Origin of the sequence: Providencia sp. PROV261 (assembly GCF_028477945.1) — a bacterium.
Taxonomy (GTDB): domain Bacteria; phylum Pseudomonadota; class Gammaproteobacteria; order Enterobacterales; family Enterobacteriaceae; genus Providencia; species Providencia stuartii.
The window spans coordinates 39,302-52,787 of record NZ_JAMPMC010000024.1 but is presented as its reverse complement, the minus strand read 5'-3'; the positions used below and the strand labels follow the sequence as shown (position 1 = coordinate 52,787).

The 13,486-nt window shown below is 39.2% G+C and carries 11 protein-coding genes; 4 read left to right on the top strand and 7 right to left on the bottom strand.

Going from position 1 to position 13,486, the window contains the following annotated elements; genetic code table 11:
- Positions 1 to 74: 74 nt before the first annotated feature.
- The 6 genes from PR675_RS14165 to PR675_RS14140 all read right to left on the bottom strand — a co-directional run bounded on the left by PR675_RS14165 (position 75) and on the right by PR675_RS14140 (position 8,914).
- Positions 75 to 2,273, bottom strand: coding sequence for a flotillin family protein (locus tag PR675_RS14165; RefSeq protein ID WP_004924051.1), 2,199 nt, complete (start codon positions 2,271 to 2,273; stop codon positions 75 to 77).
- Positions 2,274 to 2,329: 56 nt separating this feature from the next.
- Positions 2,330 to 2,968, bottom strand: coding sequence for an OB-fold-containig protein (locus tag PR675_RS14160; protein ID WP_040132618.1), 639 nt, complete (start codon positions 2,966 to 2,968; stop codon positions 2,330 to 2,332).
- 831 nt (positions 2,969 to 3,799) lie between these two features.
- Entirely contained in the window at positions 3,800 to 4,402 is a 603-nt protein-coding gene (locus PR675_RS14155) for a hypothetical protein (RefSeq protein WP_004924062.1), read from the bottom strand.
- A gap of 71 nt (positions 4,403 to 4,473) precedes the next feature.
- The gene (locus tag PR675_RS14150; protein WP_014657156.1) at positions 4,474 to 5,547 is read right to left on the bottom strand and encodes an HBL/NHE enterotoxin family protein; all 1,074 of its coding nucleotides are present in this window, start codon (positions 5,545 to 5,547) and stop codon (positions 4,474 to 4,476) included.
- A 1,035-nt stretch (positions 5,548 to 6,582) separates the two neighbouring features.
- Positions 6,583 to 7,494, bottom strand: coding sequence for an N-acetylglucosamine kinase (nagK, locus tag PR675_RS14145; RefSeq protein ID WP_004924069.1), 912 nt, complete (start codon positions 7,492 to 7,494; stop codon positions 6,583 to 6,585).
- Between the two features lie 238 nt (positions 7,495 to 7,732).
- Positions 7,733 to 8,914 carry an SGNH/GDSL hydrolase family protein gene (locus PR675_RS14140; RefSeq protein WP_052038343.1) on the bottom strand — a complete coding sequence of 394 codons (1,182 nt, stop codon included), beginning with the start codon at positions 8,912 to 8,914 and terminating at the stop codon, positions 7,733 to 7,735.
- Positions 8,915 to 9,153: 239 nt separating this feature from the next.
- On the opposite strand from PR675_RS14140, the gene PR675_RS14135 reads away from it, so the two are divergent.
- The 3 genes from PR675_RS14135 (at position 9,154) to asd (ending at position 10,993) form a co-directional block, all read left to right on the top strand.
- Complete coding sequence (locus tag PR675_RS14135; RefSeq protein WP_014657159.1) at positions 9,154 to 9,414, top strand: type B 50S ribosomal protein L31; 261 nt, start codon at positions 9,154 to 9,156, stop codon at positions 9,412 to 9,414.
- 2 nt (positions 9,415 to 9,416) lie between these two features.
- Complete coding sequence (ykgO, locus tag PR675_RS14130; RefSeq protein ID WP_014657160.1) at positions 9,417 to 9,557, top strand: type B 50S ribosomal protein L36; 141 nt, start codon at positions 9,417 to 9,419, stop codon at positions 9,555 to 9,557.
- A gap of 329 nt (positions 9,558 to 9,886) precedes the next feature.
- Positions 9,887 to 10,993: an aspartate-semialdehyde dehydrogenase gene (gene asd / locus PR675_RS14125; protein ID WP_004924086.1), complete on the top strand. Its 1,107-nt coding sequence runs from the start codon at positions 9,887 to 9,889 to the stop codon at positions 10,991 to 10,993.
- 53 nt (positions 10,994 to 11,046) lie between these two features.
- On the opposite strand, the gene PR675_RS14120 is transcribed toward asd, so the two are convergent.
- Entirely contained in the window at positions 11,047 to 12,867 is a 1,821-nt protein-coding gene (locus PR675_RS14120; protein WP_040132617.1) for an FUSC family protein, read from the bottom strand.
- Between the two features lie 117 nt (positions 12,868 to 12,984).
- Between PR675_RS14120 and PR675_RS14115 the strand changes: the two genes are divergently transcribed.
- On the top strand, positions 12,985 to 13,446 hold the full coding sequence (locus PR675_RS14115) for a MarR family winged helix-turn-helix transcriptional regulator (protein ID WP_004924091.1): 462 nt from the start codon (positions 12,985 to 12,987) through the stop codon (positions 13,444 to 13,446).
- The last annotated feature ends 40 nt before the right edge of the window (positions 13,447 to 13,486 follow it).

The window sequence follows — 13,486 nt, the reverse complement described above, 5'->3', positions numbered from 1 at the left end:
AAATGATTATTCGCTATGGTATGAGTGCCATACCGAGCCAGTAATATAATTTAAACACGTTAGAGCATACCCCATTAGAGCTGATCATCCGTTGGTGCTTCAGGTTTTGCCGAGACGGTTTTAACCTGCGGGTTTGCACCTTTTGCAGCCATAAAGCTGTTAATCAAATCTTGAACCTCAGGGTTTTTCAGTAAAGCTGCAATATCGATTTTCTTATCGTCTTTACGGTTGATCAGCTTTTCGACACTCTCTTTAGCAAAGCTGCTTTTATCCATAAAGCCATCAACGGCTTTACCTAAGCTAAGCGCTTTAGAGAAGGTATTAAAGAAGCTACCGTCACCGCCCACAATTTCGATATTGGTTTTGGTTAATGCAGCAGCCAATACATCGGCTTGCTCACGAGCAATCTCTTTATTTGCGTCAATTGATGCCATAGCTTGCTCAAACTCTTTCTCAAGACGCATACGGAACTCTTCATGAGCACGGGCAGTATCGCTGAGGTGATCCATGGATTTGAATTTATCGGTCAAGCCATCCGCTTCTGCTTTCAGACGTTGACGGATCACTTCGGCTTGTGCGGCACCTAATTGACCTTCCCCTCGAGCTTGGGCAGCCAGTTTCTCTTCAAGCACTTTCGCATCCGCCAAGCCCAGTTTTTCTTTCGCATTGGCTTGTTGCTCTTCACCGCGTGCTTGAGCGGCCAGTTTTTCTTCGAGGACTTTCGCTTCAGCAAAGCCTTGTTGTTGTTCAGCAAGCGCTTTTGCTTCCAACACTTGTGCTTCAGTTAAGCCTTTTTCTTTTAATCCACGCGCTTCTGCTAGGAGTTTCTCAGCGGTGATATTCGCTAGGACTAATCCCTCTTTTTCTTCCGCTTCGGCTGTGGCTTGACGTACTCGTGCTTCTGCGAGGCCGAGTGCAGCATGTTCAGCTTCAATCCCTTCTGCTAAGCGTTTTTTGGCTTCTGCTTGTTTTGCTGAAGCTTCAAGTTCCGCTTGTGCCATGGTGCTGATTTCTTCGGCTCTGTGTTTTGCACTCGCTTCATCGGCTTCGGCTTTCTTCACTTGGCGAACTAAAGACTCTTCCGCTTCTGCTTGAGCGTTGATAACGGTCACTTGTCTTAAGCGATCGGCTTCTGATACTTCACGTACCTCTTTGATACGCTCTTCTTCTTGGGCAACGCTTTTTTCAACGATAACGCGTTCACGGATCACGTTAGAAATATTTTTGCGTTCTTCTTCCAACGCTTTTTCTTTTTCAATACGTTGTAGTTCAACCTCACGTTCGCGGGCTACGATTTCGAGGTCACGAGCACGATTAACGCGTTCCTGTTCAATAGCAACTGCGCGGGTCCGGTTCTGCTGAGCAACTTCAACTTCACGCATGCGATTTTCTTCACGAATTTCAATTTCTTGCTGAGTTTGAATACGTGCTTGCTCTGCTTTTAAGCGCTCTTCTTCTTGTACGCGTAATGTTTCGGCTTGCTCACGAGCACGAATATTTTCAATCTCACGTTTTTGGCGAGCTTCTGCATCCGCTTGTTGGCGTTCAAGGGCTAGGCTTGCTTCACGGGTTTCCACATTTTTCTTTTGAATAGCCAGTTCTTGGTCGCGCTCTTTCTGGTTAGTTTCAATATTATGGATAGCGGTGATTTCAGTGATTTTACGGATACCTTCGGAGTCGAAGATATTATTTGGATCAAGAGCGGCTTTTGGCGTTTGTTCAAGGTAGTCAATGGCCACATCTTCAAGTGCATAACCATTGAGATCTTTACCGATAACATCCACGATACGATCACGGAAGTTCTGCCTATCTTCAAATAGCTTAGAGAGTTCAAACTGCTTACCAACCGTTTTGAGTGCTTCTGAAAACTTAGCGCTAAATAAGGTACTGACGGCTTGATGATCGGATGCGCGGTCGACCCCAATGGCTTTAGCCACTTTGAGTACGTCTTCAGTGGTCTCATTAACACGTAAATAGAAAGCGACAGTAATATCTGCACGTAAGTTGTCTTGGCAAATCAGGCCATCTTTACCGCGGCGGTCAACTTCCAAAGTTAAGAGAGAAATTCTCATAAACTCTTTTTTGTAGATGACGGGATAAACTAAAGCACCAGTAAAGTGAACTTTTGGTTGCGACGACATGTCGTTAACAATCAATGCAGTTCCTTGTGGGACCTTGATATAGAAGGCTTTAAATAGCCCAAAAAAGCCAAGTATGACTATGATGATGCCCCCAATAATGGTTAAAAAGGGCATTAGGTCAGCCAATTCCATATTTTCTCTCCATGGGTTTCGATAATGTCGTCGTTAAAGGTTCAAAATAGTGTTTATTACTGGCGAAATTCGTCTTCCGTCACCACATTGTAGCTGTGTGACACGGGGTCATAACTAATGATAACAACGCGGTCACCTCGCGTAATATTTTCAGTAGCAGCGGCACGAATTTGCAGAATTAACCCTGCACCACCATCTTCTAGTATGGCTTCGCCTTTATGTTCGGTGACTTCTCCTGAACGTACGGTGGCGAGTTTACCCATTAATCGTTGGGCTGTTTTTGGCGTATTAGATTTAGCCAATTTCTCACGTAATGGTTTTAAACATAGGGCGGTTAAGTGGATTGAAATAAAGGATATAACGAAGAATACAGTGAAGCCGACAAGGTAGCGTAGTAGTGTAATATCAATAAAACGAATAAACCAATGAACACTAAAGTAACTTAATAACCAGCCAAATAGTGTAAATAAGGTCAGAATAATCGTGACTGGAATACCTGCAAGCCCGAGTTTTGTGAGCCAGCCAGCAAACCCTGTAGCATCAAAGCCGCCACCATCAACGGATGTATCAACATTAAATAAATCAATATCTAATAATCCAAAAGCGGCACATAACCAATAAAACATAACAATAATAAGTAGGCCGCTAAAAATAATGACGGGGAAGGTCAGACAGTTTTGTAGAAACAAACTCATAAATGTTCTCTCTATAATATTTAGAGTTTCAATTTTGTTATTACCATTACCGTTAACTTAATCATATCAATTTCAATGATTTTCAGTATCGGACTAGTCTTTATTATCTGGCTGATTTTCATGAGTTATTTATGAAATTTTTCTAAGTATCATCAATGACTGATAAAAACGGGCTAGATAGGAGTTATTTTGCCATTAATTGTTAATAAAAGATAATGAATCATAACAGCAATATGTAAGATTATGTTATAACTTATTGAAACCGTAGAATTAAAAAACTCTGAAAAATGCATCAATATAAAAATATTATTTTTTAAATTATCTTTTTCTAGTGATAAACAATAAAATGGTTATTAATAAAAGAAAAAAGTGAGATTAAAGGCGTGCTATAGATTCAAAAACACAGTAAAGCAGCCCATTTCCATGGTCAGCTAGATATTCGTCAATTCACACCAGGCATTGCAATTTTTACCTACAATTTGTGACCTTTAACTTAACTAGCATTATGAAAATAGTTTACAGATACGTACGCGTCATTACGCCATAACTGAGTTAGGTTTGCTTGATATATTTGACATGTTCTATCGGAGTCTATTCGATAAAATAGCAATAAGTGGCTGAATGATGAAAAATTCCTCGTTCAGCCAAAATATCACTAACATCGGCATAGCTCAGAGATATTGAATCATAGCTACGTATACACAAAGGGTGATAGAGGGAGCAAAATACTTCCATTTAAAATCATTCAGTGACATGGTTATTTTCCTAAATAATGAGCAATAACGTCACACCAATGCACTTTTTGCAATAAGCGCCTTTAATCCCTATATCCTAAAGTGACAATCTTAACTCCTTTACTTTTACAAATGAGGCTTCGGTTTGCACCTTAACAACTAACATCGAATTATATTGTTCATAGTTGTATGGTTGTATACTTATGCTAAAGAGATTATTTAGCGCTTTGCAATCCGATAATATTACAAGTAGATATACTTGAAAGTTCATTTCAATATTAAAAAAACCAATTACGTCATTTTTAAATTCATTTAATGCGTTAATTTCCGGATCACCATAGAAAATTTGAGATGTTGACATGACGTCTTCTATAGTACTAACACAGTCTTGCAGGACACTTATTTGTAACGATATATCATTAATGACATTAGATGAGTCAAGTTGCATTTTAGAGAATGCTTCACGACAACTAGATATGTCATTCATATTTATAAAATTGGATATTGATTTAAGTTCATTAATCCAATTTTGGATTTGAGCTGATGAAGCCTCAATAACTTTCTCGCATACAAGCATTGAATTATTAATTGCGATGATTATTTTTTGGGCATAAAAGGGCAAGTTCCATTGTGAATTATTATACTTGCTTAATATACCAAGATAATTAAACATTAGGCTTTTATAATTTAAAATGTTCATACCTTCACCTTATGATTGAGTTAATTTTACTTCATGTTATTAACTTCCTATGCTATTTTTAGTGCTGATTTTTAATTAACATTAATTAAATCATAAGTTAACTTTTTAGGGTTGATGACATATTCAACACCACTCATTTGCGATTTAATTGTATCAGTATCTTTTAATACGATTTTAACTTGGTTATTAGCACTAGATAAGAATAATTCTCTAACATTATCCGTATTGATAATTCCCATATTTAGGTCACTAATAAGGTTATCTATATCATTAGAGAGAAACTGCCATGCATTTGACATTTCAAGTGAAGCTTGAGCTGCTTGTGATATACAAGTTGCCAGTTGCGCATTTCCCGTTGAACATGCTTGAGCGACTCTAACCTCATTTTTCAAATTAGCATCTTCAATTAATAACTTCTCTTTCAATCTAAGGTCACCCTGAAGTTTAAGTACCGCACCTATAACACCAGCAAGACCTGTTGCTATTGCCACCGCCCCTCCAATCACCATGCTTACTGCCGCCCCTCCGGTAACGAGGGAACCCACAGCCCCCACAATAATAGAAAAGAACCCTCCAGCAATACCTAAAGCACTAATCGTTATACCGGCTTGATCAGCAGCTATTTGTGTTTGTATATTGAGTATATTATTTCTATTTTGAGACAGCGCACCGTTATCACCTAGTATCGCGGTGTTTAATCTATCAACAACATCATAGAAACTCGCTACACTATTATCTAGCTTATGGCTAAATTGTGATAAGAGTGTGCTAGTTACATTCGCCTCACTTGCATATTTGTTTGATTGATCTCTAATCGCACCTAAAATATTTAGCCAATCAGAAATACTTTTTCCCGCCGGAACTTGGGATGCTATTGAATTATGAATTGTATAGTAAGCACTAATGCTGGAAATATTCCTAATTATCATTGGTTGTATCGTATCAAGATAATATTTTGCATTTTCTTTTGCTGTGCCTAATGCAGAATTGACATCTTGCTGTAAGCTAATTAATGACGGATTATTAGTGAAATTCACTAATGGCTGTTGCATAACGGAACGACAACTACTTTGTACAATCAAATCAAAACTAGATTGTTTTTTGTTTGCACTATTTATAGCTAAAGGAGATTGATTAAAATCCATGATATACCTCATTAATGTAATGCGATGCTTTATTTCATACGATTTAATTAATCATATGAAATAGAGAGATTGTTTAGTAATATCGGAGTTATCTTTTGCCATGATAATCACAGCCACTACATCAATTGATATTTTAAAAATATCTGATAAGTGATATTATGCGTTTAGAGTTTAAAAGACTGGCTTATCTGATAACCGATAAGGTCTGCTAAGGCGACTAATAAACTTAATGACTCCTAGCAATATGTGAACATATAGTTCATGATTTAATTTAATCATGAATCATAATTATTTTTTTGTGATGAAGTTGGCAAAAAATCAATTATAATGTCTTTATTATTATTTTGTCGTATTTATAGTTCACAACTAGTAAGCGATGGTAAAGTGATTTAATCAATCAACTAATAAAAAATAGGCATGTCGCTAGCCCTATTTCATTGTCTAATAGTTAGACAGCTTACCCTTATATGTTGATGATAGCTCACCAGCTTCGTTAATATGATGGACTGTTTTCACTTAGTTAAATTGCGAATGCTTATGATGTTATTCGATTATTTAAGATAATTTCTGACTGGTTAAAAGGGAGGCTATATTATAATTAACCGTATGTTTAATTTATTTTTGAATCTTAAGTTAAATGAGTTTAATCATTAATTGAAGATTTTTTTATTGACACTGGTAAATAAAAATATCAATAAAAACAATATGTAGCATTAATAAGTTGAGCTTTGATAAAAAATAAACACACCATTTTTAACAGTGACAATAATCATTTGATAAAGAATAGGCTATTGCCATTAATTGGCGTTCAATAAATCTATCTGTCTATTGATAGACTGGGGGTGTTTGTCGAAGGGATGCTAAAAATAGTCATGCCAGATGTGAATTGGCGAATCTCTTTGTGCCCATTAAAATATGGGGCATTTTATGGTGTTTTGGTTCCCGATCTCACTATTTAAAAACTGAAACAACGAAAAGAGACACGGTGTATTTAGCGCTGCTTCAGTTTTTTAGTATGAAAAAATTTAAATAGAATTAATCAAGTAAGTTTAAACACGCAGCACCTCTTGCACCACCGGAGTCACCATATCGTGCTTTTTCAATGGCAGGGAGATTCGCGATACCATACAAATACTGAGGCAAAACATCAGGCAGAAGTTGGTAAATACCATCAAATTGCGATAATCCGCCACCAATCACCACTAAATCAGGGTCTAGTATGGTCAATACTTGGCCTAAAAACATCCCTAATAAATCGATATAGCGTTCAACATGCTGTTTTGCATTGCGGTCGCCTTGGTAGTAAAGCTGGATAATTTCAATCGCTGATTTTTGTTCACCTGTAAATGAGGTATAGATGCGTTCAAAACCTGGGCCGGACAAATAGGTTTCAAAGCAAGCAGGTTTACCACAACCGCACATGACTTCCGGAACTTGGTTTCCAAGTAAACGAGCGCCCTGTAAGGTCACATTCATATGACCAATTTCGCCAGCAATGCCATTTTTACCGGGAAGGACTTTACCGTGGGTGACAAAGCCGCCACCAACGCCAGTGCCTAATATCAGACCAAGTACCGTTGGGTAATTTTTAAACTCAGGCGCCCAAGCTTCTGAAAGCGCAAAACAGTTAGCATCGTTCTCTACTTTGACTGGGCGTTGTAAGGTATCGGCTAAGTCATAGACCAAAGGCTGATATTTAGCGGCGGGTACATTTGTAGTAAATACCGTTCCTTTCTCGTGGTTGACAATACCGGGTATGCCAACTCCCACCTTTCCTTGACCGTTAAATTGAGTATCAGCTTCTTCAGTAAGATGACGAAAAGCATTAAGGAGAGCTTGATAATCATCTTTTGGTGTTGGTACGCGTTTTTGCCAAATGGGGTTGAGTGATTCATCAAACACAGCAAGTTCAATTTTTGTACCGCCCATATCAAAGCCGTAATACATAGGTATCTCCTTAATGGTGACAATTATCTAATACGCTTAGTATCACTTTGATAAGTCATAAATGGTAGCGTTTGAGGCTGATTATATAAAAGTTTTTAGTCAGATAATGCGGCTTTGCTGCTAGACATTGTTTTTGTTCATGTTAAAGAAAGCGCAGATTTTGCCGTGGCAGTGTAGGGAGGGCAATAAGAGGCTAGTTGTATGGACAAACGAGCCTCCTGTTGTTTTTTTAGATGGTTTAAGGTTCGCTGATTAATATTGATTTGTTCTGTGGATTAAAGTTTTTATAAATAAAATGATGCAATTCCATCGCAATAATATGATGGATTTCTTGGGTTGGATGTACCTCGTCAACAAATACATAGTGAGGGTCGATTTCTAAGGGGGCGTTCCCGAAGATGTACCCATGTGAAAAAGCCTTGTTTACCTCATAAGATCCCGGCTTTCTGGCATTTATGTTATTGACGACATTCATAATGTTATCCATGGTGTTATTGACATCAAAGAACATGATCCGACAAGGTTGCTGTAAATTCATAAGCTCAACGAGTTGTCTAAGTTTATGATTATGTTCAATAGAAATACGTTGCATTTCCTGCCGGTATTTGGGGTTTTTCTCTGCGACCTTTTTGGCGTAAGGGGGTTGAGAAAGGTCGGGTATCCCCATGACTAAAATTTGCCTAGCGCCTTTTTGCACCATCTTCTCAATTGATTTTTTTTGACTCAAAACGACGAAATTCACGTCTGTTTTATGATAAGTGAGATAATCATTGGCACCGATAAAAACAATGACTAAATCTTTTTCGGTAAAATTTAATCCTTTTATCTGTTTTTCCATATTAGAGAGAAACCTAAATTTAGGGGATGACGTTGAATAAGATGCACAAGGTGCCCCACCTTCCGCCCTATTAATAAGCGTCACTTTCGGGTCGTGAGATATCCCTTTATGGAATGCCACGCTTTGCATGATGCTTGGCATTGTCAGAAATTCGGTCCATACGCTGCCATTAGTAAACTTACCTTTATAGTATTGAGAGGAGCGGGGGATAAGCCCTTTTGACTTGTGATACATCCTCTTTTCTGAGTCAGACAAGCTATCACCAATCACAATGACTCTGTCAAAATAATCAATAATGGATTTTTTCGGGTCATTTTCCATTGATAAAAGGCTATCTAAGTTTGAAGTATGCACGTTGTGGTGTGGCGGAAAGGTCTTTTGGTACTCCATAGCCAATTGGAACGTTTTGCCGGGGATCCTGCTTTCTATTTTCTTTTCACCACTGAGTGTGGCATGTACTTTGGGGGCAGAAGATTTTATCTTATTTTGTATACTCTTAATCGAACCTAGTAGCGTGTCAGTGAAAGAAGGTTTTATCTGTTTAGCGACAGTATGCTGAGAAGTAATTGATTCTACGTTCATTGATTTACTCTATTAGTTGTTTTGATGATTAATAAAACTATCAACTAATAGTTGGTCTAAATATCAAATAAAGATTATAGCTCCCTATAAAATCAGTGCGTTTTATAGTAAAAACATTCATTTCCACAATAAAAACAAATATTTAATAATTTTTTAGTGTTCCTTTTCAATAAAAGGATTGCATCGCTATTTAAAAGTGTATATTGTTATATTATAACATAACAATTAGAGGCGTTATGATGAAATCAGGGATCCATCCTCAATATCGAACCGTCGTGTTTCACGACACCAGTGCTGATGCTTATTTTAAAGTTGGTTCAACGATTAAAACGGAAAAAACAATAGAGTTTGAAGGTGAACGCTTTCCATATGTCACTTTGGATGTCTCTTCACAGTCACACCCGTTTTATACCGGTAAACAAAAAATGATTTCACAAGAAGGGAAAACCGCGCAGTTCCAGAAACGTTTTGCTCGCTTCCTATCAAAAGAGGAGAAATAAACGTGAAAGTCTTGAGTTCATTAAAAACCGCTAAACAGCGCCACCCTGATTGCCAAGTCGTTCGTCGGCGTGGTCGTGTTTATGTGATTTGCAAAACGAATCCACGTTTTAAGGCGGTACAGGGTTGTAGAAAGAAACGTTAAGCTTATCTAGGAACTGTTAGTGATTGATTTTCTTGACTTCAGTTTTCCTGCGCCATCGCGGCAGTCCTGTGTCGCGATGGTTTTTTTTCATTAGCCCCTCTACGTTTAGCCTTTTGCGCGTAGGGTATAAGCGCCAAGATAGGGGGATCATTAGGCACATTTCTAATCTTCTTACTATTAGTGAATAAATTCACTTGCACACTGGTTCATATTTTGTCAGCTTTAATGTACCCAATAAATTTTTTGTTTCTGCTGAGAGCAAAACCTGTTTTCGGATGGAGCAGAGCATTTATTCGGGGGGAGAATTTTAAACAGACAGGGTGAACATAATGAAAAATGTAGGATTTATCGGCTGGCGAGGTATGGTCGGTTCAGTTTTGATGCAGAGAATGGTAGAAGAAGGTGATTTTAATGCAATTCATCCTGTATTTTTTACCACCTCGCAACATGGCGCTGAAGCGCCAACTTATGGTGGGCATCGCGGAACGCTGCAAGATGCGAATGACATCGATGCATTAAAAGCGCTAGATATCATTATTAGTTGCCAAGGCGGTGATTATACGAATGATATTTACCCTAAATTACGTGCATCAGGCTGGGAAGGCTATTGGATTGATGCGGCATCAGCCTTACGTATGAAAGATGATGCGATCATCATTCTCGACCCCGTCAACCAACAACATATCCAAGATGGACTGAATAAAGGCATTAAGACCTTCGTTGGTGGTAACTGTACGGTCAGTTTGATGCTAATGTCGCTAGGCGGCTTGTTTACCAATAACCTCGTTGAATGGGCTTCTGTCGCAACATATCAGGCAGCTTCAGGGGCTGGCGCGCGCAATATGCGTGAACTATTAATGCAAATGGGTGCATTACATAATCAAGTGGCTAAAGAGCTACAAGATCCTGCATCGGCCATTTTAGATATTGAGAAAAAAGTGACCGACTTTACTCGTAGCGGCACCATGCCAACCGATGCGTTCGGGGTACCTTTGGCAGGCAGTCTGATCCCATGGATTGATAAAGCGCTAGAAAATGGCCAAAGCCGTGAAGAGTGGAAGGGCCAAGCGGAAACTAACAAAATTTTGGCAACAGGTAGTAATATTATCCCTGTTGATGGTTTATGTGTACGTATTGGTGCATTACGTTGCCATAGCCAAGCATTCACATTAAAACTGAAAAAAGATATCCCGCTCAATGAAGTTGAACAGTTGCTGGCTTCTCACAATGAATGGGTGAAAGTCGTCCCGAATGATCGTGAAATTACCATGCGTGAGCTGACACCTGCTGCGGTGACTGGCACATTGAGTACCCCTGTGGGCCGCCTGCGTAAACTGAATATGGGGCCAGAATATCTGTCTGCCTTCACCGTCGGTGACCAACTGTTGTGGGGTGCTGCCGAGCCACTACGTCGTATGCTAAACATCCTACTATAAGCCATATAGACATATTAATCTGCACCTCACATCCAACGTGGAGGTGCAGTTTTTTATCTTCTTTTCTGCTCCGCCAGTCTGTTCAAATAGTCCTGTAATAGCATTAGCCTCTTTGGATTATCGTGGTTATTACTTAATCGCTGAATGATTCGCTCTAGCTTGTTTGCATCGATTTTGTCGTGTTGTAAGCGAAAAACTAATGCATTTAGAGCGCGTTTTTTTGAGGGTTGATGCATAAATTGTTTATGCAGTATAACTAAAATCAACCAGATACCTTGCCTTACCTCGAAGAAATCAAGTGTAGCAGAGAAAGACTGCTCGCTTTTTTTGGCAAGTATTAACCCATTTAATAAACGATGCATTAGGCGCGTTGTTGATGGTTTATGGCCTTGAATAAGCTGTGCAACCCCTTGCTTAAATTGTTGATCAGAAAGTTGAAGCAGATGTTGGTAACGTTTTTGGGGGTTAGTTGGATAAATCCACATAAAGGCAATCATAGCCACAAGAGGTCCACAGACAATCGCAATCGCATTCCCCACACTGGTTGTAAAAGAAATTGAAAATGGGTAGCTAGGTTGCAGTAAGATCAGTGAAACCATTATGTAATCAAAAGCAATAAATATTAATCGGCTATGAGCAAAAATAATAATGCCGCTAATGATGACAGGGATAATTAACAAGGTCATTTGCCATGATGAGCTTGCAAAAGGCCACAGGCACCAACTGCAAATTAAAGCGGCAATAGCCCCCAAAAATTGCCCCGTGAAAACATTTTTCATGAACTTATCGGGGTAATCAAATGAAGCAAATATGGTTAGCATCACTGAAAGGCCTAAAGTGAGATAAGCCAGTGTCTGCCATTGTGTTAATAGCCAAAGCACCCCAACCACACCAATGGTGATAAATGACCGCGAAAATGCATGCCATGCCGAAATCTTGTCTTGATGTAATTTGAGCTTATCGACTCGGCTTTCACGCTTTATCGAAGTGCCTTTAATTGCGTAATAGAGCGTGACCAAAAGATTTTTTAAGGGGCCATTTGGGCAAAGTGATAATAAGTGTTTCCACTCTCTTTCTGACGGCTCTTGGTCTGGAAAGGGGAATGCGGCAATCGATTTAAATTGCGTTAAATGCAGTAATATTTGGCTTTGGGCAATTAATCGTTGCCGTGCTTGAGTCACCTGTTTTCGATGGTAGCGCCAACCAATACGGTTTGCTTCTAACTGCTCATCATAGCTTGCGATTTGCTGCCAGAGATGATGAATATCATCTGGTTTAATCGCTTCTTTCTTATGTAAGGCTCGATGTAAAATAGTATAAAACTGTTGATTTATCTGGTTTTTTAAAACAGTTATAGGTGCTTGGTCTCGCTTTGGCGTGAATAGATAATTAAAAATCACAGCAGAGAGAACGCCGACCAAGATAGTCCATAGCCTATCCCAAGCCACCAAAAAGATATTGTTTGAGTCATGTACGCTAAGCATGCTTACCATCACGGCAGAATAACCAGCGAGTAACGTACCATAAGCCACAAATCCTTTTTGGAGTTGCCCAATACCGCTACACGCCCCTAGCCATATGGCAAGCCCAAAGATAAACAGTAGCGGGTGGATAAAATGCAGGTAGATGAGTAGTACCCCAGCGAGTACACCACTGACAGTACCGGCAAAACGCCACCAACTCTTTTCGAGTAAGTTTTCACGCCAAGGCTGAGCAGATGCCCACACAGTCATCGCTGCCCATTGTGGATGGACAAGCTGAAAATATTGAGCAACAAACAGCGCAATAATTGAGGCGCAAGCAGTGATTGTGGCAAAGCGTAAGCGATCTGAATTAAAACCTAAACGCTGCAACAAAGCATTATTTTGTGACATAAAGTATTGAATATGGGTAATATCTGCGTGTGAATAGTAAGATTAGTTGATATTATCAACTAAATGGATAACAGATTATTAACTAATTAGTTGATAAAATCAACTAATGGGGTATTTATGCGGACAGACCAAGCGCGTGTTTTTGGGATAATTAGCCGTGCAGCCCATCGCTATATGAAATGGATGGGGGAGCCTTATGGGATCAATGCGATTGAGTGTTTGATGTTACTTCATATTCAGCAATATGATGAATCGACGCTTGAGCAAATCTCGCGTGCAATGGTGATTGATAAGTCGGTGACAACGCGCGGGATCAGTAAATTCCTTGAGCAAGGATGGGTCGAAAAGAAGAGTAGCTTAATTGACAAGCGTGCTTACCATATCTCGCTAACGGCGGTTGGGGAGCAAATTGTTGAGGAGCTGAATGATAAATTAAATAAGTGGAATGATTACTTGGCGGCAGATTTAACGGAACAAGACGCTGAGCAGCTATTTGGTTTTCTTGACAGTCTGGCAAAGAATGCCGTTGATATTTCTATTAAAGATTTCCCTGAACGGTTTACGGATAACCAAGAGTGATGCACTCGCTCCAATGATTTTAGAGCGAGCCATTGCCTGA